Source organism: Niabella terrae (assembly GCF_054783135.1).
The window spans coordinates 21495-42905 of sequence record NZ_BAAGRD010000001.1; the positions used below are offsets into that span (position 1 = coordinate 21495).

At 48.4% G+C, this 21411-nt stretch carries 25 protein-coding genes; 11 read left to right on the top strand and 14 right to left on the bottom strand.

What is annotated here, in order from left to right; translation table 11 throughout:
* Positions 1-49 precede the first annotated feature (49 nt).
* From ACYVI9_RS00065 to ACYVI9_RS00080, 4 genes are all read left to right on the top strand, one after another.
* Positions 50-2362, top strand: a complete 2313-nt coding sequence (locus ACYVI9_RS00065) for a TonB-dependent receptor (protein WP_460758951.1) — start codon at positions 50-52, stop codon at positions 2360-2362.
* Positions 2363-2430: 68 nt separating this feature from the next.
* A complete protein-coding gene (locus tag ACYVI9_RS00070; protein WP_460758954.1) occupies positions 2431-3423 on the top strand; it encodes a hypothetical protein in 993 nt (330 codons plus the stop codon).
* A 237-nt stretch (positions 3424-3660) separates the two neighbouring features.
* On the top strand, positions 3661-4362 hold the full coding sequence (gene purQ, locus ACYVI9_RS00075) for a phosphoribosylformylglycinamidine synthase subunit PurQ (protein ID WP_460758956.1): 702 nt from the start codon (positions 3661-3663) through the stop codon (positions 4360-4362).
* 48 nt (positions 4363-4410) lie between these two features.
* A complete protein-coding gene (locus ACYVI9_RS00080; RefSeq protein ID WP_460758959.1) occupies positions 4411-4863 on the top strand; it encodes a protein-disulfide reductase DsbD domain-containing protein in 453 nt (150 codons plus the stop codon).
* Here ACYVI9_RS00080 and ACYVI9_RS00085 read toward each other — a convergent pair whose 3' ends face one another.
* The gene (locus tag ACYVI9_RS00085) at positions 4864-5433 is read right to left on the bottom strand and encodes a UbiX family flavin prenyltransferase (protein ID WP_460758963.1); all 570 of its coding nucleotides are present in this window, start codon (positions 5431-5433) and stop codon (positions 4864-4866) included.
* A 319-nt stretch (positions 5434-5752) separates the two neighbouring features.
* Complete coding sequence (locus tag ACYVI9_RS00090; protein ID WP_460758966.1) at positions 5753-6667, bottom strand: S66 peptidase family protein; 915 nt, start codon at positions 6665-6667, stop codon at positions 5753-5755.
* A gap of 145 nt (positions 6668-6812) precedes the next feature.
* Here ACYVI9_RS00090 and ACYVI9_RS00095 point away from each other — a divergent pair, with 145 nt between their 5' ends.
* Positions 6813-8198 carry a UDP-N-acetylmuramate--L-alanine ligase gene (locus tag ACYVI9_RS00095; protein WP_460758968.1) on the top strand — a complete coding sequence of 462 codons (1386 nt, stop codon included), beginning with the start codon at positions 6813-6815 and terminating at the stop codon, positions 8196-8198.
* On the opposite strand, the gene ACYVI9_RS00100 is transcribed toward ACYVI9_RS00095, so the two are convergent.
* The 3 genes from ACYVI9_RS00100 to ACYVI9_RS00110 all read right to left on the bottom strand — a co-directional run bounded on the left by ACYVI9_RS00100 (position 8195) and on the right by ACYVI9_RS00110 (position 9754).
* Complete coding sequence (locus ACYVI9_RS00100; RefSeq protein WP_460758971.1) at positions 8195-8644, bottom strand: hypothetical protein; 450 nt, start codon at positions 8642-8644, stop codon at positions 8195-8197. The genes ACYVI9_RS00095 and ACYVI9_RS00100 overlap by 4 nt on opposite strands.
* 167 nt (positions 8645-8811) lie before the next feature.
* Positions 8812-9174: a hypothetical protein gene (locus ACYVI9_RS00105; RefSeq protein ID WP_460758974.1), complete on the bottom strand. Its 363-nt coding sequence runs from the start codon at positions 9172-9174 to the stop codon at positions 8812-8814.
* On the bottom strand, positions 9164-9754 hold the full coding sequence (locus ACYVI9_RS00110) for an RNA polymerase sigma factor (protein WP_460758976.1): 591 nt from the start codon (positions 9752-9754) through the stop codon (positions 9164-9166). Before ACYVI9_RS00110 ends, ACYVI9_RS00105 begins: the two co-directional genes overlap by 11 nt.
* A gap of 135 nt (positions 9755-9889) precedes the next feature.
* On the opposite strand from ACYVI9_RS00110, the gene ACYVI9_RS00115 reads away from it, so the two are divergent.
* The gene (locus tag ACYVI9_RS00115; protein WP_460758979.1) at positions 9890-10660 is read left to right on the top strand and encodes a C40 family peptidase; all 771 of its coding nucleotides are present in this window, start codon (positions 9890-9892) and stop codon (positions 10658-10660) included.
* Positions 10661-10676: 16 nt separating this feature from the next.
* Here the strand turns inward: ACYVI9_RS00115 and ACYVI9_RS00120 are convergent, their stop codons facing one another.
* From ACYVI9_RS00120 to rpe, 7 genes are all read right to left on the bottom strand, one after another.
* Positions 10677-11318, bottom strand: a complete 642-nt coding sequence (locus tag ACYVI9_RS00120; protein WP_460758981.1) for a hypothetical protein — start codon at positions 11316-11318, stop codon at positions 10677-10679.
* A gap of 186 nt (positions 11319-11504) precedes the next feature.
* On the bottom strand, positions 11505-12053 hold the full coding sequence (locus ACYVI9_RS00125) for an inorganic diphosphatase (protein WP_460758984.1): 549 nt from the start codon (positions 12051-12053) through the stop codon (positions 11505-11507).
* A gap of 111 nt (positions 12054-12164) precedes the next feature.
* On the bottom strand, positions 12165-12560 hold the full coding sequence (locus ACYVI9_RS00130) for a nuclear transport factor 2 family protein (RefSeq protein ID WP_460758987.1): 396 nt from the start codon (positions 12558-12560) through the stop codon (positions 12165-12167).
* Positions 12561-12618: 58 nt separating this feature from the next.
* Positions 12619-13179, bottom strand: coding sequence for a nuclear transport factor 2 family protein (locus ACYVI9_RS00135; protein ID WP_460758989.1), 561 nt, complete (start codon positions 13177-13179; stop codon positions 12619-12621).
* 73 nt (positions 13180-13252) lie between these two features.
* On the bottom strand, positions 13253-13861 hold the full coding sequence (locus ACYVI9_RS00140; protein ID WP_460758992.1) for a C40 family peptidase: 609 nt from the start codon (positions 13859-13861) through the stop codon (positions 13253-13255).
* A 19-nt stretch (positions 13862-13880) separates the two neighbouring features.
* Complete coding sequence (locus ACYVI9_RS00145; protein ID WP_460758994.1) at positions 13881-14864, bottom strand: PhoH family protein; 984 nt, start codon at positions 14862-14864, stop codon at positions 13881-13883.
* A gap of 210 nt (positions 14865-15074) precedes the next feature.
* Positions 15075-15722, bottom strand: coding sequence for a ribulose-phosphate 3-epimerase (rpe, locus tag ACYVI9_RS00150; protein ID WP_460758997.1), 648 nt, complete (start codon positions 15720-15722; stop codon positions 15075-15077).
* A 356-nt stretch (positions 15723-16078) separates the two neighbouring features.
* Here rpe and ACYVI9_RS00155 point away from each other — a divergent pair, with 356 nt between their 5' ends.
* Positions 16079-16537 (top strand): hypothetical protein, encoded by a 459-nt coding sequence (locus ACYVI9_RS00155; RefSeq protein ID WP_460759000.1) that lies wholly within the window; start codon positions 16079-16081, stop codon positions 16535-16537.
* Positions 16538-16558: 21 nt separating this feature from the next.
* Here the strand turns inward: ACYVI9_RS00155 and ACYVI9_RS00160 are convergent, their stop codons facing one another.
* The gene (locus tag ACYVI9_RS00160; RefSeq protein WP_460759002.1) at positions 16559-17053 is read right to left on the bottom strand and encodes a metallophosphoesterase family protein; all 495 of its coding nucleotides are present in this window, start codon (positions 17051-17053) and stop codon (positions 16559-16561) included.
* A 67-nt stretch (positions 17054-17120) separates the two neighbouring features.
* Positions 17121-18110: a zinc dependent phospholipase C family protein gene (locus tag ACYVI9_RS00165; protein ID WP_460759005.1), complete on the bottom strand. Its 990-nt coding sequence runs from the start codon at positions 18108-18110 to the stop codon at positions 17121-17123.
* 202 nt (positions 18111-18312) lie between these two features.
* Between ACYVI9_RS00165 and ACYVI9_RS00170 the strand changes: the two genes are divergently transcribed.
* From ACYVI9_RS00170 to ACYVI9_RS00185, 4 genes are all read left to right on the top strand, one after another.
* Complete coding sequence (locus ACYVI9_RS00170) at positions 18313-19245, top strand: ABC transporter ATP-binding protein (RefSeq protein WP_460759008.1); 933 nt, start codon at positions 18313-18315, stop codon at positions 19243-19245.
* Positions 19246-19330: 85 nt separating this feature from the next.
* Entirely contained in the window at positions 19331-20602 is a 1272-nt protein-coding gene (locus ACYVI9_RS00175; protein ID WP_460759010.1) for an ABC transporter permease, read from the top strand.
* 149 nt (positions 20603-20751) lie between these two features.
* Positions 20752-21072, top strand: coding sequence for a DUF2752 domain-containing protein (locus ACYVI9_RS00180; RefSeq protein ID WP_460759013.1), 321 nt, complete (start codon positions 20752-20754; stop codon positions 21070-21072).
* Positions 21038-21400 carry a TM2 domain-containing protein gene (locus ACYVI9_RS00185; RefSeq protein ID WP_460759016.1) on the top strand — a complete coding sequence of 121 codons (363 nt, stop codon included), beginning with the start codon at positions 21038-21040 and terminating at the stop codon, positions 21398-21400. Before ACYVI9_RS00180 ends, ACYVI9_RS00185 begins: the two co-directional genes overlap by 35 nt.
* Positions 21401-21411 lie beyond the last annotated feature (11 nt).

Sequence of the window (21411 nt, forward strand, 5' to 3'; positions counted from 1 at the left end):
TTTATATTATTAGATATGTCTAACTTTATTATTTTATTAATAAAATATCATGTTGTTCAAGCCCTGCCTACTACGCCTGTTCCTGACCCTGATCTTCTTCTGGCAAATGCCGGTAAGTCATGCCCAGCCGGCTACCATTTATGGAACCGTCCGGGATGAAACCGGTCGTCCGTTAGCAGGTGTCAGCCTCCAACTGGAGCGGCAGGGTCCGGCTACCACCTCAGACAGCCTGGGTGTTTACCATATAGTGGTTGCCGGTCTGGGGGCACAACTGCTGCAAGTCACTGCATTGGGTCGTGAAAGTCTTTACAAGCCCCTTCACCTGCATGCGGGAGACAGTCTTCAGTTGGACCTGGTCCTACGGCCTTTCGAACAGCAACTGGAAACCGTAGTGGTCTCCGGCACTTTAAAAGAAGTTTCCCGGCGTTCCAGCCCGGTTCCGGTGGAAGTGTATACAGCCGCCTACTTTAAAGCCAACCCGGCAGCAACGGTGTTTGAAGCACTCCAACAGGTCAATGGCATCAGGCCGCAACTCAACTGCAATATTTGCAATGCCGGTGATATACATATCAACGGTATGGAGGGGGCTTATACGATGGTGTTGATTGACGGGATGCCGCTGGTTAGCGGATTGTCGACGGTATATGGTCTGAGCGGCATACCGCAATCGCTGATCGAGCGTATCGAAATTATTAAGGGGCCGGCATCCACCCTCTACGGCACGGAAGCGGTTGGCGGACTGATTAATATCATCACCAAAAAACCGGAGCCGGGTCAGACCATTTCCGGTGAAGGCTTTATCACCGGAACCGGTGCATTCAATCAGGATCTTGCGATTGGCGTCCGGGCCGGCAAAAAGGCGGACGGTCTACTGGGCGTCAATTATTTCAATTATCAGCAACCCATTGACAGGAACGGCGACCATTTTACAGACATAACACTGCAACACCGGATTTCAGTTTTTAATAAATGGCGGTTCCTTCGTAAGGACAATCGCCGCTTTGGTATGGCCGCTAGGTATGTATATGAAGACCGATGGGGCGGCGAAATGAACTGGAAAAAGACCAACCGGGCCGGAAGGGATATCTACGGGGAAAGTATTTATACCAACCGGCTAGAGTTATTTGGGAACTATACCCTTCCCTTTAAGGAACCCGTTCAGTTGCAGTTCAGTGGCGCTGACCATCGGCAGAATGCTGCTTACGGTGATCAATTATTTCTGGCGCGGCAAAGCGTCATCTTCGGCCAGCTCCATTGGTCGCGCAGCCTGCAACGCCACGAACTCCTTACCGGAATCAGCTACCGCTATACTTATTATGATGACAATACACCTGCTACCCGAGACGCCTTAGACAGCAGCCGGAACCTTCCGGATCGAACGGGGCTGCCCGGCATTTTTTTACAGGATGAATTTTCGTGGAATGAGAATAACACCCTTTTAATGGGAATACGGCTGGATTACCAACGCCGGCACGGCAGCATCCTTTCGCCCAGGCTCAATTACCGATGGAAGCACCCCGGTCGTCCCCTTACCCTTCGTTTCAGCCTGGGTAATGGCTACCGGGTCGCCCAGGTATTCACAGAAGATCATGCCGCACTGACCGGTGCGCGCACCCTGGTGTTTAAATCGGCACTGCAACCGGAAACCTCCTGGAACGCCAGTATAAATATCAATAACCGCCTGCAAACCGGCCGCCATCAGTTGGAGCTGGATTTCTCTGCATTTTACACTTACTTTACCAATAAGATCATTGCAGATTACGACAGTCACCCCGACCAGATCATTTATGACAACCTCAGGGGTTATGCCATTTCCCGTGGCATGTCGCTGAATGCCGAATGGCAGTTACCGCCCCGGTTCACACTGAGGGCGGGTGTCACCGCCATGGACCTGTACCGGATGGAAAACGGGCAAAAAATCCGGCAGCTTTTCTCTGAAAACTTTTCCGCAGTCTGGAATATGAGCTATCGTTTTCCGGCCTCCGGCTTTCAATTGGATTATACCGGCAACCTCTACAGTCCGATGCGGCTGCCGCTATTAAGTGAACGGGACCCGAGAAAACCCCGCTCCCCCTGGTGGGCACTACAAAATATCCAGTGCAGCTGGCGGCTGAACCGGCAATGGGAACTCTTTGGCGGCATCAAAAACCTCAGCAACTGGACACCGGCCAGAAAACAGCCTTTTCTGATTGCCAGGGCAGAAGATCCATTCGATAAAAACCTAGCGCTGGATGCGCAGGGGTATCCCCTGGTAACACCGCTCAACCCTTACGGCCTGAGTTTTGACCCTTCTTATGTATATGCACCGATGGAAGGCCGGCGCGCCTACCTGGGTTTCCGTTTTCAGATGCGCCGCCATTAAGGCGGCTACAGCGATGGGAAATTTGCTATCTTGGGGCTGAAGTCTATTTTTGTAGCAAATAACTGCTGATGACAGGCATCTTCGGAAAAAAAACGCCGGGCAATATCGTTATGTTGCTTATACTGGGATTTCTGGTGAAATTACCGGTGTTTTTTCATGCCCACCCTCCTGTTGCAACTGCCAAGGACGCAGTGCTGTATTCAGGTTTGCTGGATTGGCTTTCGGCAAAGGGCAGGTCGCAGCCTGTGATTTATGCACTGGTCGCCTTTTTGCTGCATATACTGATTGCTTTTCTGCTCAGTAATTTTATCAATAACGGCCGGCTGATGTCAAAGGCCAACTACTTCAGCGGTATGGCTTATCTGCTGATCAGTTCCCTCTTGCCCGGGTTCAACCTGCTGAGTTCTACACTGCTGGCTTCGGTATTTCTGCTGGCCAGCTGTATCCTGCTCTTTAACGCCCATGGCGGTAAAGCAGCCAGGGCAGTCATTTTTAATGCAGGGCTGATGGTCGGTATCGCGTCACTGTTTCATTTACCCGCCTTGTTTTTCCTGCTCTGGTCCCTGCTGGCCCTGGCTTTACTCCGGCCGTTTCAGCTCTCAGAATGGATTTTGCTGCTGCTGGCGGCCTTTATGCCTTATTATTTTTACGGTGCCGCACTGATGCTGCAGGATGGGCTGCATATTCCTGAATACATGCAGCATTCCCCGATGGTTTTTCATAAAATCAAATACAGTTTCTGGCAGGGCATTGCCATCTGCCTGCTGGTGCTGCCCCTGCTGGCTGGCATTTACTTTGTCCATGCCCAGACCGGAAAAATGCTGGTACATATTCGTAAAATGTGGTACCTGATGCTCTGGTATCTGGCCATCTGTTTCGCGATATCTTTTTTCCGCATTCTGCCCAGTTTTGAAAACTGGGTGCTGATGCTGGTACCGATCGCAGCATTTCAGGGTTATGGCTATCTGAATATCGGCCGCAAAAAAATCTATGCCCGGATTTTATTCTGGATCACCGTCATTTTCATCATTGTTTTCCAATATGAGGGCCCCGGATGGTGACCCTGGGAATATTCCGGTTCATCCCAATAGATTCTCTGTAAAAAAACTACCTTTGCGGTCCGGAACAATGGTGAAAAGACCGGGAAACAGGCTTTCGTAGTCGGAAAAGACGTCGAAAGACGGCCGACTTTGCAAAACATTATAATATTTACAGTGATTACGCCACAGGGTGCAGGTTGATAAGCCCGGATTTGGGATCGCTCCTCTGGCAACTTATAAATTTTAAAAAAAGGACAAATGAAATTTGGTATCGTGGTTTTTCCGGGTTCGAATTGCGACAGAGACATGCAGGATGCGCTGACCCATGATCTGGGTCAGGAAGTAGAAATGCTCTGGCACAAAAATGAAAAACTGGACCATTTTACTACCGAGGACTGTATTGTACTGCCTGGCGGCTTTTCTTATGGTGATTACCTGCGTTGCGGGGCAATTGCCCGATTCAGCCCCATAATGGGACAGGTCATCGAATTTGCCCGCAAAGGGGGTAAAGTCCTGGGCGTATGCAACGGGTTTCAGATTCTATGTGAATCCGGCCTGTTACCAGGCGCCCTGCTGAGAAATAACAAGCAAAAATTTATTTGCGAGAATATCTACCTCCGGCCGGAAGGCTACCTGAAAGCCGATGCCGATCAGCCCACCGTCTACAAAATTCCCATTGCCCATGGCGAAGGCCGGTTCCATGCCGATGAAGCCGTGCTGGACGAGCTGGAAGCCAATGGTCAGGTGATTTACCGTTATTGTCAGGCCGATGGTCAGGTAACACCCCAGGCGAACCCCAATGGCGCTGCCAGAAATATCGCCGGAATCTGTAACGCCGACCGAAATGTATTCGGAATGATGCCCCATCCGGAAAGAGCCTGTTCTTCCATTTTAGGTAATACCGATGGCAAACATATTATTCAGGCGCTTTTGATGCCTGAGATACAACCTATCAGCTAGGTAAACCGTCCTGTAGGGGCAATTGATCTTTAATTATAAAAAGTAACTATGAGACGATTGATCGTAACACTAAGTCTTTTACTGGCTGTTGGCAGTCTGCTGGCGCAGGAAAATCCGGTAAACTGGTCTTTTTCCGCTAAAAAAGTAGCCGCCAATACTTTCGACATTTACATGACGGCGCAACTGGACAAAGGCTGGCATATCTATTCCCAGTCCCAGCCCGAAGATGCCATTGCCATTCCCACTAAATTCTCTTATACCCGTAATCCCCTGGTTACCGTAACCGGCAAGACCAAGGAACTCGGAAAAATGGAAAAGTTCAGGGATGCCACCTTGGGTATCAGCGCCCACCAATATGGCAATAAAGTGAGTTTTGTACAACGGGTAACGGTAAAAAGCCCCGCAAAGACCAACCTGTCCGGTAAAGTGCAGTATCAGGTCTGTGATGATAAAAAATGTCTGCCGCCCAAGACCGTTCCCTTTAAGGTTGATTTGAGCTGATCAGTCCGAGGGGCTGCCCCAGCGGAAACTGGATATCCTGAACCCTGCCAGGTCCAATACCCGGTCTACGACCGTATCGGCCAATTCTTCCAGGCTTCGGGCTCCGCTGTAGAAGGAGGGCGTAGCCGGACAGATGATGCCGCCAGCCAGGGTGACCTGTTCCATATTTCTGATATGCATCAGGTTGTAAGGTGTTTCCCGGACGACGCAGATCAGCCGCCGCCTTTCCTTTAAAACCACATCTGCCGCCCGGGTGATCAGGTCATTGGAAATCCCTCCTGCGATCCGCGCCAATGTCCCCATCGAACAGGGCGCTACGATCATGGTATCATATTGGCCGCTCCCGGAAGCAAAGGGTGCGGTAAAATCATTTTTATCGAAGCAGCGCACCGGCGCATCGGCAGCAAAAGGGCGGCCCATTTCCATTTCCCAGACCTGACGGGCATTATCGGTGATCACCACCGCCAACTGCTCCCATTGACCGGGCATCTGCTGCAGTTTCTGAAGGATCCTGGCAGGGTAAACGGCTCCGCTGGCCCCCGTAATCGCTACCAATACGCGTCTATCCATATCCGTAATTTACATTTTATCGTTTAAAACCTCTGCGATCCGCTCTTTTTCCTGATTTTCAGGCCGGACCGCTGCCATTCCCCCGTCTAATTATAAAAGAATTTTATAAAGAAATGTGAAATTTTAATTTTTTTATGAACAACTGTTTGCGGAACGCATTTATTCTTCTTAATTTCGGAGTGAATTTTCATAGGATAAGGTTTAATGGTTAATGGTTTTTGATGAAGTCCCCAACATTTTCAATGTTGGGGATTTTTTTATCCCCACGGGTACTTGTTTAAAACCCCTGTCCAGGTACCGGCCGCACCGACCCTGCCATTTACTCCTCCAGGGTAACTTTTTTTCCGCCAACCTTCAGTTTATAACCCGCGCCGATCTTAAGTGCATAATTTTCCTTATCATGGCTCACCGGAAAATCAAAGCATACCGGATACTTAAAATCGCGTACCTGGTCAAAAATGATCTGCTCCAGTTCGGCCCCGAAGCTTCGGTCCGTATCCTTTATATCCGAAAATTTTCCAATGATAAATCCCGCCAGTTTATCGAGCTTACCCGCCCTCCGAAGCTGATACATCATGCGGTCAATGGCATATTTCTGTTCCCCGATGTCTTCAATAAAAAGTATTCGGCCCTTGGTCTTTACTTCAGACTTCGTACCAATGGTGTTGACCAGCAGGGCCAGGTTCCCACCAACCAGTTCCCCAACAGCTTCCCCATGCCGGTTCATCGGATGCGGTGCAGTACTGTAACGCGCCCAACGTCCTTCCAGGGCGTCCCGCAGGGATTGAACAAAAGGATTACAGGCTTCTCCATCGTTAAAAGCAGCTGCCATCGGTGCATGCAGTGACGAAATATAATAGTTCGCATACAGATGACAGTGAAAGATGGTAATATCACTGAACCCAATGACCCATTTCGGTTTTTTCCGGAACTTTTTGAAATTGATCCGGTCAATAATCCGGCCGGTGCCATACCCTCCCCGGGCACACAGTACAGCCTGCACTTCAGGATCGTCCAGCATTTGCTGAAAATCCCGGAGTCTTTCTTCATCGGTGCCGGAAAAATAAGTATCCGAACGGCTGCCCACGGTGCTGCCGACTTTTACCTTATATCCCCATTCTTCCTGTAAGACCCGGACGCATTCGGCCGCTTTTTCGAAAGCCATATAACCTGCGGGGCATACCAGTCCAATGGTATCTCCAGGTTTCAAATAAGGCGGTGTCTTAATAATCATAATTCAAAATTCTGATCCAGTGACCTGCGAAGATAATATAGATCGCATACCGGGCCCGCATATTTCAGGAATAATTGGAGACCTTCCTTACAAATTCAAACGACAGAACTTTTGTAAAGATCCTGTAATCTGCGACATTTGTGCCATGACTCCAGGAATCCGTTTAGCATCCGTAAAACATCCTTTTTTTATTGGTATTGCCGGCGTCGGCATGAGTGCGATCGCCCAGTACCTCCAGGGCAGCGGTATGCAGGTCTCGGGAAGCGATCGGTTCTTCAATGAGAACAAGGCTTTGGACATAAAGGCGAAGCTGGAAGCCGAAGGCATCCAATGTTTCAAACAGGACGGTCAGGGTATCACGGAACAAACGGATCTGGTCGTAGCTTCTACCGCCATTGAAGACAGTGTTATTGAGATTCGTCAGGCGCGTGCGGCCGGCATTCCTGTGATCCGTCGCTCTGAATTGCTCGCACTGATAGCTGCCGAAAAGAAAACCATCGCCATCGGTGGCACCAGTGGAAAAAGTACCACTGCAGGCATGCTTTATCATATATTACAGGAATGTGGTTATAGTCCTTCCGTCATTACAGGTGCGGGACTGACGTCAATCATAGAAGCCGGAAAAATCGGGAATGCAGCGGTGGGTCAGAGCAGCTGGCTGATTATCGAAGCAGATGAAAGTGACGGTTCTATTGTACAATATCATCCCTGGCTGGGCCTGCTGCTGAATATTGAAAAAGACCATAAAGAAATCGGTGAACTCCGGCAGCTTTTCGAACAGTTTCGGGACAATAGCCAGCAATTCAGCGTCAATCGCTCCAACGAATATGCCGCTGAACTTTCTGTGAATGCCGACAATGATTTTGGTTATACCGACAGTGCCGGACAGCCGGCCTATCTGGCTGATCATTTTGAACAATCGGGTTTTACCATACAGTTCCGCATCAATCAGGTACCCTTTTCACTGGCATTGGCCGGACAGCATAATATGGAAAATGCACTGGCAGCCACGGCCGCAGCTGGTTGCTGTGGTATCAAAGTGCATGAAGCCGCAGCGGCTTTAAGCACTTATAAGGGCATCTATCGGCGCAATCAGGTACTGGGGCAGAAAAACGGGGTCTGGTTCATCGATGATTTTGCCCATAATCCGGCCAAATGTGCCGCCGCCATCCGCTCCTGCCAGCCGGTGAGCCACAAAGTGATTGCCTGGTTTCAACCGCATGGTTATACACCGACCAAATTCCTTCGGACCGAATTCGTCCGCCAGATCAGTGAGGCCTTAAGAGATCATGACGAAATCTGGATGAGCGAAATCTTTTATGCCGGCGGTACAACAACCAAGGATATTTCTGCAGCAGATCTGATCGAAGACATAAGGGCTACAGGTAAAAAGGCTTTTTTTGTAGCTGACCGCAATGCATTGCTGGAGCATTTACGACCGCATCTGGATTCGGATTCCGTATTGCTGTTGATGGGCGCCCGCGATCCTTCGCTGGAAGGTTTTGCCAAAGATATTTACGAAAGTTTCTAAACCAGGGAAGCCTGTTGGTAAGTTTGATTATGGCCGGCAAGGTAGAGGCAGCAAACCATTAATAGTCCTTTGCGGGTCTGCTCTGTGGGATTATCCATTTCCAGGCTGCAAACGGCGACCGGCTGATCTGTGGCTTCATTGATGATTTCGACTACCTGATTATTTTTGAAACTGAAATAGTAGCGTGTATCGTCCATCTCAATAAACTCCCGTCCCGCTTCTTTTTTGATGCGCCCCAGTCCTACACCGTATTCATTTTCTAACACCGTCCGGTTTTTAAAAAGGCCCTGTTTCTTGTAATGGAAAAGTCTTTTCTCTCCCGTTTCCGATTCCAGATAAACAGCATCGGACTGATTCCCATAGGCCAGGGTCAATAACTTGTGACCATTACTCCAAAGACTGTAAGCGGAGTTCCCGAGACTCGTAGTAATTTTCTTCCATTGCATGTGCAAATAGATTTGTTACTGCAAATTTCCGCAGTAAAACCCGAGAATAGTGCAGTTAACATTAAATTAATATGGGCGGGAAGCTTTTTGGGTGGGAAACAGGGGATTTATGCACAAAACCTGCATTTAGGAGGCATCAGTCCAGATTTTCCGGATTTTTCCCTTAATCAGGGTATCATTCCCTGATGAACTGCCAAATAAACCAGCAGGATCAGGATCAAAAAAATTAAAATAGAAAAATAAAGGACCCATTGCGGTTTCAGCATACGGGCCGCCCGTTTTTTCTTATTGGCTGCAGTGCGCTTCCTGAGATCCCGGTTCAGGCCATCCACAATCATAGAAATCTGCCGGGGATCCCGGATCTGCTGCAGGCCTTCCAGAGCTTCGGCAGAAAAAGGATCTTCCTGCAGGCTTTTCTCCAGCTCGTGGTTCTGGGCATCATCCAGCTCCTGCTTTAAGTATTTTAAAACATCTTCAGGCCTCGGTGGCTGGTCTGACTGGGATAATATGTCTTTTAATTCATCCGACATGGCCGGGTTCCTGATCTTTTAATTTTTTCTCCAGGTACAGCTTCATATTTCTTTTACCATTCTGAATATAACTTTTAACCTGTAAAAGGCTGTAGCCGGTGCTTTGACTGACCTGTTGATAGGACATCTTCTTCAGATAAAACAAAGTTACACATTCATGTTGCTCCGGATTCAGGTTTTTTAATGCCGCCTCCAGCAATCCATTCTCCAGCAGATCAACCCTGGAATCAGACCCTGCGGGTTCCGGAACAGGCGATTGTACGGACTCCTCTGCAAACGGGACGGGTATTTTCCCCTTGCGATCGCGCAAAAGGGTCAGGCAATAATTGCGGCCTACCATATAAAGCCAGGATTTGAAATAATCGACCCGGTATTTGGGCAGCTCCTGAATAACTTTTAAAAATATCTGCTGGACCGCATCCCGGGCCTCTGTTTCGTTTTTCAGATATTTCATACAAAGACCCAGTAATAACAGGGTGTACCGCTCGAGCAGCACGCCCAGCCACTGATTGTCGCGGCCTTTCAAATAGCGCTGGAGCAATTCACTATCGGTTATATCTTGGTAACGGACCTTCGGCACCCTGTGAATTTATTAAAATTTATGCTAAGATGCATCCTAAGGATAATTCCACAAATTATTCAATATACCGGAGTATATTTACAGTTCCGACAGTTGAGACCAACTGAACAGTCTGGCCCTTCAAAATCACGAAAGATGGACTATGCAATCGTTACGGTGCCCGCAGCACCCATGCGCAAAAAACCCAATCACCGCCAAGAGATGAGTAATCAGTTGCTCTTCGGTGAAAAGCTAAGGGTTCTCAGGGAAAAAAAAGACAACTGGGTAAAAGTTGAAAGCCTGTACGATGCTTACCAGGGCTGGGTGACCCGTCACCTGATTACAGCAGTTGACGAAGACATGGCCCTGCGCGAAGATCAGCACCTGGCACCCGAATTTTTAAATATGATTGAATTCCTGGGGTTGCCCATGCATATCCCCAAGGGTTCCACACTTTATTATTACGACCACCAGGCACCTGCTTCCCGCGCCTACAGTTATCATTATACCGGCCCGGGACTCCATCCCCAGACCATTGTCGATAAAAGACTGTCCCTGATCCGGGAAGCCCACCTATGGCTGAATGCCCCCTATCAGTGGGGCGGTAAAACCATACTCGGTGTGGATTGCAGCGGATTCAGTCAGACGATTTACAAATTATCCGGCATTCCGATAGCCAGGGATGCGCGCCTGCAGGCAGCACAGGGTAGTGAAGTCCCGGACCTGGGAGCTGCCCTACCCGGTGATCTTGCTTTCTTTGATGATAAGGATGAAATTGTACATGTAGGGATCCTGCTCTCGCCGGCCCAGATTATCCATGCAGCGGGAAAAGTAAGAATCGATCCGATTGATGCTACGGGTATTATTCATGCAGAGTCCGGTCAGCGCACCCACCGGCTTAAACTGATCCGCAGATTTCTGCCCTGATCAGGCGCGGGAATTATTACCAGGCGCCATGTCCGGCCGGATAGGCGCGATTCTGAACCTGTGCAAGATATGCGACAATACTCAACGCCAGCCGGGGCTGGCTACTGCCTTTCATCGTTTGCCAGCTGATGACAACGGAGGGCTGGATATAATTCGTAAAATGGAAATTATTCAGTGCGCCGTCTTCAAGGCCCTGATACCCTTTCAGACTCTGGGGATTGGAATTCATATTCCGGTCAAAAACCCGCTGCATTTTGGCATAGTCCTTTTTCACTTTCTTACGGTTGTAGGGGTTGTCTTCAAAAAAAGCGGTCAGCTGGTATGCAAAAATTCGTTCCTTGATTCCCTTACCTGTGTCCCGTTCTCTTTCATAAAAAACCATGTCCACCTGAACCGCATTTATGCTGAATGGATTGAACAGATCGTAATGGCCTTTTAAAAGGTAACCGGTGGTGTCCGTTTGTTTGAGTTCCTGCTTGAAATGCAGTGCCGTATCAGAAGAGAGCGCCTCCACAAACCCGGAGAAGCTGCCTTCATAGGGGTCCACCCGAAAATAGGAATTGATGGCCCTGTAATATTCCGTTTGCCCGAAAACCAGGGTCGTAGGTAGTAATAGCAATATAATAAGATAGCACAGGCGTTTCGTTCGGGTCTTCATCTGTGTTGTTTCTGTATTTAATATCTTGTCGGGTAACCTTTTTCATACGGCACCGGGTCGGTCGCCCGTCCGGGATCTTCAGGGGAATAAACCGGGATCGCTCAGGGCGCAGCGCTAGCTGCTCCCTGCAGATCTGACGCAATTGGCCTCAGAAAGGTTGCAGGGTGAAAAAGGGGCGTCCCCCGCTTAACCCTGTTTTTTAAAAGTTTCCCGGTAAAAATCGATGGCTTCAGTTACAATTGACAGGGCAGTTTCTTTGTCCTGAAAGGCATCAATTTCGACTTTCTTATCTTCCAGCACTTTGTATTGTTCGAAAAAATTGCGCATCTCGAGTAAAAAATGCTGGGGCAGCTGATCTACATTGTCATAATGGTTCACCGAAGGATCATCCTGTGCCACTGCAATAATTTTATCATCCCGCTCGCCGCTGTCGATCATCTGCATATTACCGATGACTTTGGCCCGGACCAGACAGAAGGACCGGATGGTCTGGGAACAGAGTACCAGAATATCCAGCGGATCCTGATCCTGACCCAGGCTTTGTGGAATAAAGCCATAATTTACCGGATAATGAAATGAGGAATAGATGACGCGATCCAGTTTCAGCAGACCTGTCTGCTTGTCGATCTCATATTTAGCCCTTGAGCCTTCCGGAATTTCAATAATGGTATTGACGATTTCGGGGGCATTCGGGCCGTATCCTACGCCATGCCAGGGGTGATTCACTGTTGCCATGCTTAAGTTTAATGTTTTTGTAGCTGTCGCAGCGGTTTTTACCAAAAGTCCAAAATTAGTTGTTTTTCACTGTCCTGCGGTGTCCCGATTTCCCGGCATCTAAAACCCCTCTTATTGCGGGTCAAACAGATATTTAAAATCAACCAGCCACAGACCCTCGTTTTTTACCAGTTTCAGGGTATCACGATTCTCTTTATGATAGGAGTTCGAAAAAATAATAATACTGGCTGTATCTCCCAGCAAATGACGGCTGTGGATGGTAATGCTGGCCTCCCAGAGGCCCTGCTTTTCCTCCGGCGACAACTGCACCCGGGATACCGCATCCAAACGCTCTTCGTTGACCGGGTCCTGCAGCATGTACTGCCGGGCCATATCGTATTTACCCTTCAGCGCCGCCTGTATAAAATTGCGGGCCGCATCAATATCACTGTCTGATTCCCTTTTCTTTTCCGACTGGCAGGCAGTCAGTGCCAGTATCAGGATTGTAAAAAAATATACCCGCTTCATTACTGTTATTTTAAAATTCATAAAAACCAGATACCGGTATGAAAGACCCGGATGGCTTCTATTTTAGTTTATCGAGTTGCTTCTTCAGGGCATCGAGGGTTTCCGGATCGATATTACGGACGACACTGTCATAGAGCTGCTGCGTCTTCTCAACTGCAGCGGGGTCCATTAGTTCGCGGGTCTCTTCTCCGGCCTGCAGGCCCATTTTCATCAGGGTAGACATGGTAAAGTCCACTTTCCAACCGCTGGATTCCCTAATCAATATGAATTCAGTTGCGGGCTGTTTGCCCTTTTTTGCGGTGACCCTGATCCTGGCCGTATCTTCCGAAATAACTGCAGGCGCCAGTGAAAGACTTTCAAAATCCTTGAGCAGGTCACGCTGCGGCATCGCTTCAGACTGCTGTTCCGCCATTTCAATTCCTTTTCGAATCATTTTCATCGTAGCCTTACTGTCACTGGTCACATAGCGTTCGGCCCCCTCCAGGTCCTTTTTGGCCAGCAATACGAAAAATTCATTCAATACCTTATTGGGATCGTTGCCGGTGGATTGGCTATTGCAAGCCGCCAATACAGCGACAACACAGAGGCAGGCCGCCAGCATTTTTATAAATTGTTGCATACAGGGAAACATTTGTATCAACAAAAGTAAGCATGCGACCCTATACCCCCAAGCCCGGCAGGCCGTCTGGCTGTTAATATTTTAATTCGATCAGTTGGATCATACCCGGTAGCAGGTATAAATCATCTATGCTGATATACACCGGCGGCACCTGCCGGTCTACGACCTGCTGCAGTTGCCCGGCCAAAGCCCGATTCAGACATTTGAATACAAATTCGCTGCAATACATCTCCGCATCGGTTTCGAAATTAAAATGCCAGTCAAATAACAGTCGCTGCCGGTAGCTTTCCTGAACCAGTCCGGAGAGCCGCAGGGATTGACGCGGCGTAAGGGGATAACGATAAATGGCAAAACCACGCCCCTGCTCCGGGCTGCAAAATGTCTGGAGGTCCTGACGCATAAGTGCCCGGGAGGGGTTTTCCCTCCCCCCCATGGCATGATAGACAAAAACTGAATCCTGCTCCACCTGCACCACACCGCAATGGGAATAGATTTTTTCTACCCGGTTAAAATCCCGGGCCGTTTGGCTGACCTCATCCCTGCCACTACGAACAATAAGATCTCCCGATCGAACGATTGTTCTGGCCCTGCTGATGGTTTCCTGCACCAAATGCTGCTGCCGGGTGCCGCAGGCCAACAGGCATAAAAGAAAAAGGCATCCGCCTAAACGAACGCCCTTCAAGGTAAAATGGATTTTACCTTTAGTTCTTTGTTGACCGATCATCGGAATGCCTTTCGTGCTCCTCATTGTATGCCTTGATGATTGCTTTCACCAACCTGTGCCTTACGACGTCTTCTTCGTCCAATTCAATATAGCCGATGCCCGAAATATTCTTCAGAATCCGGGTGGCCGTCTGCAGCCCACTCCGCTGGTGTTTGGGCAAATCCACCTGAGTCATATCCCCGGTAATGATCGCTTTGGCATTGGCGCCAATCCGGGTCAGAAACATTTTAAGTTGCAGGTCCGTGGCATTCTGTGCTTCATCCAATATGATAAAGGCATTGTCCAGAGTGCGACCCCGCATATAGGCCAACGGCGCGATTTCGATGGTCCTGGTAGTCATATAATATCCCAGCTTGTCCGCCGGTATCATATCATCCAGTGCATCATACAGGGGGCGCAGATACGGATCAATTTTTTCTTTCAGATCCCCCGGCAGAAATCCCAGGCTTTCTCCTGCTTCCACCGCCGGACGGGTGAGAATAATTTTCTTTACCTGTTTATTTTTAAGCGCCCTGACGGCCAGCGCTACCGCGGTATAAGTTTTACCGGTACCGGCCGGTCCGATCGCGAAAACAATATCGTTCTTTTCTGCTTCCTGCACCAGCCGCTTCTGATTGGCCGTACGCGCCCGCACGCTTTTCCCATTGGGGCCAAAAACCAGGACTTCATTGGGATGACGTTCCATAAAATGATCAATCACTTCGGCGTCGTCGCCACCGAGGATCTGATCAAAATAATTATTACTCATGCTCCCGTTTCGTTCCAGATAGGAAATTACGAGGCCTATTTTATCCCGGGCTGCCTGAATCTGTTCGGGGGCTCCGCTCAGTTTAATTTGTGAGCCCCTGGAAAGAATTTTAAGCAGGGGAAATTTTTTTTTGAGGATATCGAACTTCGCATTGTTAACACCAAAAAAATCGATGGGGTTAACGGTTTCCAGGTTAATGATTGCTTCTGTCAATGCTGTTTTCAATTTAGCTTCTTAGCTTCCGGCAAAGGGCGACCGGCTTTCACTTGCGTCATCCTGTCCTTTATTGCAGAATGCCTGCCCTTCTTTTCCAAATATATCCTGTAAAATCTTATAAGAAAAAAATATTTTGTTAACAGGTGTTAATTACTTCATAGCCTCAGTGACCCATCATGCCGGGATCGGCCTGGAGCAGCCGGTTGATCAGCAGGACTTCAACTGATCTATTGCTGTAACGGGATCCGCTGCACCAAATACGGTACTGCCGGCAACCAGCACATCGGCACCGGCTTCTAATATTTCCGGAGCATTTTCCAGCGTGACACCACCATCGATTTCAATCAGGACTTCGGGCTTTCGCTCCTGAATCATCTTTTTTAACTGCCGGATCTTCTCCAGGGTGTACGGAATAAACTTCTGCCCCCCGAATCCGGGATTAACACTCATCAGGTTGACAAAATCAATTTCATGCAGGATATCGGAAAGCAGGGAGACCGGCGTATGCGGGTTAACCGCAACCCCGGCTTTCATTCCCAGGGATTTGATCTGACTGATATCCTGGTGCAGTCGCGGGCAGGCTTCTATATGCACCGACAGGCAATCGGCTCCGGCATTCCTGAACGTTTCTATATAACGGCCGGGCCCTTCGATCATCAGGTGTACATCACAGGTCTTTTTTACCACTTTGCGTACGAATTCAATGACCATGGGACCATAGCTGATATTGGGAACAAAATGTCCGTCCATTACATCCAGATGCAACCAGTCTGCACGACTGTTATTAATCAGATCACAGGCGCCCTGAAGGTTTAAAAAATCAGCCGCCAGTAAAGAAGGTGCAATCAGTGCCATACCATATCATTTAAACTGCCTGGTGAACTGCACAACAACTAAGTTTGTTGGGCTTCACAGGTTAAAGCCACTTGCTTACTGCTTCGAAGTTTTAGCAGTCCTGCAATGGCTCCATGCCTGTACCCGCAAGTCCCTTACGAGGTTTTTCAAGTCTCCTACTAATAAAACAAAGTTAACCGCTTTGGTAAATTATCCAAATACTTTGTACCCATCCTCCTAAGGGCTAAAGATTGCCGGCGATACGGCAGTTTTTATTAGTGGATTGCCCCGCTACGGTCTTCCATTCATCCCTCTCTTGCCGAAACCTGTCAAATCGGTTTAAATGCCTATTTTCGCAGGAACAAATCTCGATTACTATGCAAACAGGACTTCTCCATCTCCACAGCTTTTTACGCTGGGCCATTCTGTTATTTTTTCTAATCGCCATCTTCAGAAGCCTGGGTGCAGGTGATAAACCCTTTACCAAATCGCATAAGAGCGCTGGTTTACTCCTGATGATTTGTTTCGACCTCAATGTGCTGATCGGACTGGTGCAATGGCTTACCGGAACATTTGGATTAAAATTATTTCAGCAAATGCCCATGTCGGACCTGATGCAGGCGCCGGTCTACCGGTTTTTTGCCGTGGAACATATTGCCGGCATGCTGATCGCGCTGGTCCTGGTGCATATCGGACGTTCCTATGCCAAAAAACAGATCGCCGATCGCACCAAACACCGCAAAACGGTACTGTTCTATGTCCTGGCGCTGATCGTCACCCTCGCTACCATACCCTGGCCCTTTAGAGAGATCGGACAGGGCCGTGGCTGGTTTTGATTCGCTGCTGCAGCGGTCAGATTAACGGGGTCCCAATTCAATAACCTCACAATCCTTACATGCAGGACCGTCAATCGAAAATCGAATGAGGGTACGTTGCTGATGCCAGCCCTGTTTGCCTGCCGCTCCCGGATTCATGTGCAGACAACCCAAAGCTTCGTCGTACATGATTTTCAAAATATGGGAATGCCCACTGATAAACAAACCGGGTTTTTGCGCCAACAGCAGTTGGCGGCTTCTCGTATTGTATTTGGGCGGATAACCGCCGATATGTAGCATGAGTATTTTCAGGCCTTCGATTTGAAAAACAGCGGTCTCCTGATAATGCCCGCGAATGTCTGCACCATCTATATTCCCATATACACCGCGCAGGGGCCTGAAAGCCCGCAAGGCTGCTGCCACCTCCGCTGATCCAAAATCTCCTCCATGCCAGATCTCATCACAGGAAGCAAAATATTCAAAAACCAGCGGATCAAGATATCCGTGTGTGTCTGAAATCAGGCCAATACGGGTCATTAATAAATTTTAATAAGTCAGTAGATGATCACCCCGCCTGCTTCCCCAATCCACGCTGGCGAAAAAACTAATCTTTGGTGATCTTTAAAGTGGAAATCAGGAGCCGTTTCTCTACCAGTTCATTTTTCCGAAAAGCCTTTTGTTCATTCCGGAAGGCTTTCTTTTGATAGGGAACTTCCAGTAATTTATTCAGATCCGGCTTCCCTGCATTGACCCAGGCTGTATACCAGAAATCCGCAATGGCGCCAGAGGCGGCAATCAGCTGATCATTCACAGAACGGCCCAGTGCCCGGGAATACTGACGAGCGAATTCCGGCGTATAAAACCGCCGTTTTTTACCCCAGCGTACCTCCCACCGGTACTTGGTGGAATCATTGAAATTCCGGGCTACTTCCCGCTCCTTCTCAAAAACCTCCGGTACCAGTGAAAAAGTATGTTCCAGAATGCCCCATATCCGGGTTTCGGGTGATTTGAGATAACGGGCTTTATGCCGGCTGCTAAGCTGGTAATGCATCATTTCAACTTCCGGAACCGTGGTTTCCCATAAATCATGCAGTCCCTGCTGACCGGTAAGCTGCCCGTCATAATTCATGGAAGCATGCAAGGGCACATGGGCATCGCCGATATAGTGACTCAGATCAGCTGCATAAAAAACAATGCTGTCGGCATTGCCTGAACGGAAGGCATCCGTCAGTCTGCCCAGGTACTCGATGACCACAAAGGGCAATGTTCCGTATTTATGCAGGGAATCTGCCGTATATCGGGCAACGGCTGCATCCCAGTTACGGGGGATCACCCGAAACGCACTGTCCCCAAAATACTCCATGTCCATATAATGTTTGCTCCCTTCCTCAGGATGACCTGTCCTTCTGACATCCGGACGGGGTGCCCCATATACCAATGAATCCTTGTGGGTATAAAAGAAAGCCTGCATGGGTCCCGGCAGTTCATATATGGCCAGTTGGGCAATGGTACGGTGCACCAGAAATCCCCAGCCTGATACCAGGATCAGCACAGCCGGTAATGCAAAACTTAATAGGGAAAATCTCTTTTTCATGATAGACAGATATGAAATGCAAAAATGCGGGAAATAGCTGTGATTCCGGCATCCCTAAAATACAGGATTACACCCTTTTTGAATTCTTGATCGCGGACAAGGCCTCTCTTTAGTCTTTTGGGGAAAGACATGCTGTAAAACTCAATGCTATCCACACTAAGCGGTTATCTTTGCGACCAGTATCTGTTAAAAAACTCCGAATATGGCCATATTAGAGATTCGCAACCTGAAAAAGTATTTTTCCAACCAGAAAGCTGTTGACGATATCAGTCTTTCAATTGAAACCGGACAGATTTTCGGTTTACTGGGGCCCAACGGTGCCGGCAAAACCACATTGATACGAATGATTACCGGTATATTTTATCCGGACGAGGGACAGATTCTTTTTGACGGGAAGCCCTTTGATGCCCTTCATGACCATGCCAAAATCGGCTATATGCCAGAAGAAAGGGGTCTGTATAAGAAAATGAAGATTGGCGAACAGACCGTTTACCTGGCCCGGCTCAAAGGCCTGGAAAAAAAGCAGGCTACATTAAAAATCAAAGAATGGTTTGAGCGGTTCGGTATGGAGAACTGGTGGAATAAAAAAGTGGAGGACCTGTCCAAAGGGATGCAGCAAAAACTGCAATTTGTCACCACCGTCCTACACCACCCCAAGCTCATCATTCTGGATGAGCCCTTCAGTGGTCTGGATCCGGTGAACAGCAACCTGATCAAAGATGAAATCTTCAGGCTCTCCCGGGAAGGCGCCACGATCATCTTCAGCACCCATCGCATGGAACAGGTCGAAGAAATCTGTGACCATATCATTCTGGTTAATAAGGGAAAGAAAATTCTGGACGGCACCCTGGATCAACTGCAACAGGATTTTAAAGAAAATCTCTACCGGGTAACTTTAAATGATGCCGGACTTCGCATTGGTGAGAACGATTTTTTTGAGCTCATGAGCCATGAAGGCCGTGCAATGATTCTTCAGAAAAAAGAAGGTAGGAGCAATAATGAAGTGTTGAGATTCATGATGGAACAGGGGGCAGACATAGATTCCTTTAATGAGATCCTGCCCAGCCTCAACGATATATTTATCCGGCAGGTAGAAGGTACTCCGCTGGCCAGAGAATTTGAAAAGGTTGAATGAGTATAGCAACACCGTGGTTGTAATAATAGAATTGAATCCAAAGCTTATCCCGGCAGGTTCGCCGGAGAAAATAATTTTAAGTACTATGAATAAGATATTTCTGATCATCCAGCGTGAATTCAATACCAGGGTCCGAAAAAAGACTTTTATCATATCCACCCTGCTGTTTCCGCTGTTGTATATTGCCCTGATTTTCGGTACGACTTATCTTGGTGAGAAAACCAACACTCGATTGAAAATTGCATTGGTGGATTCTTCTGGTAAATTTACCCAGGCAAGGGTCGATGCGGCCAATGCCGCAGATCCATCCAGTTCTCTGGTGCTGGTGAAACAGGACCCGGAACATCTGGCAGAAAGTTTTGAAACGGACGGCTATGATGGTTATGTAGTCATACCTGCTTCCACCGTAATTACCCATGCACCGGATCAGATTACCATCAAATCTAACCGTACCCTGGGTACGGTCCCGGGTGTACAGTCCAAACTGAATACAATCTGGAACGAAATCAAATACGAGGAATTAGGTATTGACAGCATTAAGAAAGAGACCCTGAATGACAGCCGCCTGGCCGTTAAAGCTGAAAACCTCAAAGACAAAGGTGCTGACGGTACCAAAGCGATGATCATCGGCTATGTGGCAGGCTTTCTGATCTATTTTATTCTACTGATCTACGGTTCCCAGGTGATGATGGGCGTCATGGAAGAAAAGACCAACCGTATTGCTGAAGTTATGGTCTCCTCTGTGCGTCCTTTTCAGCTGATGCTGGGTAAAATCATCGGCATTGCACTGGTGGCGCTGACACAGTTTCTGTTGTGGATCGCTTTTGTGTTTATTGTCTATAATCTGACACGGACGGCGTCGGCCAACAGTGGAGCCATGCAGGGAGCCGTAGCCGCAGCACAGGAGGTTTTCAACAGTGTCAATTTGCCCCTGTTGCTTTTCCTTTTTGCCTTTTATTTCCTCGGCGGATTCTTTTTCTATTCTTCCCTGTACGCGGCCATCGGCAGTGCCGTAAACGAAGACATGCGGGAAGCGCAGTCCCTGAGTTTCCCGGTAACCATGATTATCATCTTTGCCATCTTTTTGCTGACGATTGCCATGCGGAACCCTACCAGTTCGGTCGCCGTATGGGCCAGCATCATTCCCTTTACCTCGCCCATCGTAATGATGGCCCGGGTCGCCTATGGCGTACCAGGCACCGTACCCTACTGGCAACTGGGTCTGAGTATGGCCCTGCTGATTGCCGGTTTTTTGCTGATGGTATGGCTGGCCGGAAAGATCTACCGCACCGGCATTCTGATGTATGGTAAGAAGCCCAGTTGGAAAGAAATGCTCAAATGGGCCCTCAAAAAATAGGCGCACCCTTTCGTCAACCAGAGGGCACCTAGCCTTACCAATAAAGGGGATATCGCAGACACTGACCGGCGCTGAGCAACCGCTCACCGATAGACCTTGCTGCAAGCTGTGCTTTACGCTTATTTTTACATTATTAACAGCAACACAGCTTGATACGCCTACTTAGAAAATATAGTGAAGTCATTATCTGGAACGGCGCCCTGATTGTTCTGGGTCTGATGCAGGTCAGCGACAACAGTACTTCGTTATGTCTGCTGCATCAACTGGGGATTAACTGGTGCCCTGGCTGCGGGCTGGGTCACGCCATCCATTATGCGCTTCATTTTGAATTCCGGCAATCGCTGGATGCGCATATCCTGGGGATTCCGGCCACCCTTATCATTTTTTATCAAAGCTGTAAATCATTCTATAAAATCAACAAAAACAAATACAACTATGGACCATCAACAACTACTTCGCATGTTTCCTGATATGGATTATGAGGAAATCGCAAGCATTATCAACCTGACTAAAGACATGAACGACCAGCAACGGGAAAATTTTCTGATGATATACAGGGGTAAAAGAAAAGACCAGCAAACCCTGCTGATTCTCTGTTTGTTGGGATTCGTAGGTGTGGCAGGGATCCATCGCCTGATTACCGGTGATATTGCCCTGGGTATCCTGTATTTCTTTACAGCGGGTCTTTGTTTCGTAGGTACCATTGTGGACCTGATCAATATCAAAAAACTGACCCTGAATCACAATCAGGCAATGGCCTATGAGTCGGCCAGACTTGCGACAACGGTATTTCGTTAATTCAGCCGGCA

Excerpts from the sequence above, each read along its gene's own strand:
- ACYVI9_RS00120 (WP_460758981.1), bottom strand. The coding sequence starts at position 11,318 with ATGAAGACCCGAACGAAACGCCTGTGCTATCTTATTATATTGCTATTA.
- ACYVI9_RS00090 (WP_460758966.1), bottom strand. The coding sequence starts at position 6,667 with ATGATTATTAAGACACCGCCTTATTTGAAACCTGGAGATACCATTGGA.
- purQ (WP_460758956.1), top strand. The coding sequence starts at position 3,661 with ATGAAATTTGGTATCGTGGTTTTTCCGGGTTCGAATTGCGACAGAGAC.
- ACYVI9_RS00155 (WP_460759000.1), top strand. The coding sequence starts at position 16,079 with ATGCAAACAGGACTTCTCCATCTCCACAGCTTTTTACGCTGGGCCATT.
- ACYVI9_RS00080 (WP_460758959.1), top strand. The coding sequence starts at position 4,411 with ATGAGACGATTGATCGTAACACTAAGTCTTTTACTGGCTGTTGGCAGT.
- ACYVI9_RS00070 (WP_460758954.1), top strand. The coding sequence starts at position 2,431 with ATGACAGGCATCTTCGGAAAAAAAACGCCGGGCAATATCGTTATGTTG.
- ACYVI9_RS00185 (WP_460759016.1), top strand. The coding sequence starts at position 21,038 with ATGGACCATCAACAACTACTTCGCATGTTTCCTGATATGGATTATGAG.
- ACYVI9_RS00175 (WP_460759010.1), top strand. The coding sequence starts at position 19,331 with ATGAATAAGATATTTCTGATCATCCAGCGTGAATTCAATACCAGGGTC.
- ACYVI9_RS00115 (WP_460758979.1), top strand. The coding sequence starts at position 9,890 with ATGGACTATGCAATCGTTACGGTGCCCGCAGCACCCATGCGCAAAAAA.
- ACYVI9_RS00095 (WP_460758968.1), top strand. The coding sequence starts at position 6,813 with ATGACTCCAGGAATCCGTTTAGCATCCGTAAAACATCCTTTTTTTATT.
- ACYVI9_RS00160 (WP_460759002.1), bottom strand. The coding sequence starts at position 17,053 with ATGACCCGTATTGGCCTGATTTCAGACACACACGGATATCTTGATCCG.
- ACYVI9_RS00135 (WP_460758989.1), bottom strand. The coding sequence starts at position 13,179 with ATGCAACAATTTATAAAAATGCTGGCGGCCTGCCTCTGTGTTGTCGCT.
- ACYVI9_RS00105 (WP_460758974.1), bottom strand. The coding sequence starts at position 9,174 with ATGTCGGATGAATTAAAAGACATATTATCCCAGTCAGACCAGCCACCG.
- ACYVI9_RS00170 (WP_460759008.1), top strand. The coding sequence starts at position 18,313 with ATGGCCATATTAGAGATTCGCAACCTGAAAAAGTATTTTTCCAACCAG.
- rpe (WP_460758997.1), bottom strand. The coding sequence starts at position 15,722 with ATGGCACTGATTGCACCTTCTTTACTGGCGGCTGATTTTTTAAACCTT.
- ACYVI9_RS00085 (WP_460758963.1), bottom strand. The coding sequence starts at position 5,433 with ATGGATAGACGCGTATTGGTAGCGATTACGGGGGCCAGCGGAGCCGTT.
- ACYVI9_RS00125 (WP_460758984.1), bottom strand. The coding sequence starts at position 12,053 with ATGGCAACAGTGAATCACCCCTGGCATGGCGTAGGATACGGCCCGAAT.
- ACYVI9_RS00065 (WP_460758951.1), top strand. The coding sequence starts at position 50 with ATGTTGTTCAAGCCCTGCCTACTACGCCTGTTCCTGACCCTGATCTTC.
- ACYVI9_RS00130 (WP_460758987.1), bottom strand. The coding sequence starts at position 12,560 with ATGAAGCGGGTATATTTTTTTACAATCCTGATACTGGCACTGACTGCC.
- ACYVI9_RS00165 (WP_460759005.1), bottom strand. The coding sequence starts at position 18,110 with ATGAAAAAGAGATTTTCCCTATTAAGTTTTGCATTACCGGCTGTGCTG.
- ACYVI9_RS00100 (WP_460758971.1), bottom strand. The coding sequence starts at position 8,644 with ATGCAATGGAAGAAAATTACTACGAGTCTCGGGAACTCCGCTTACAGT.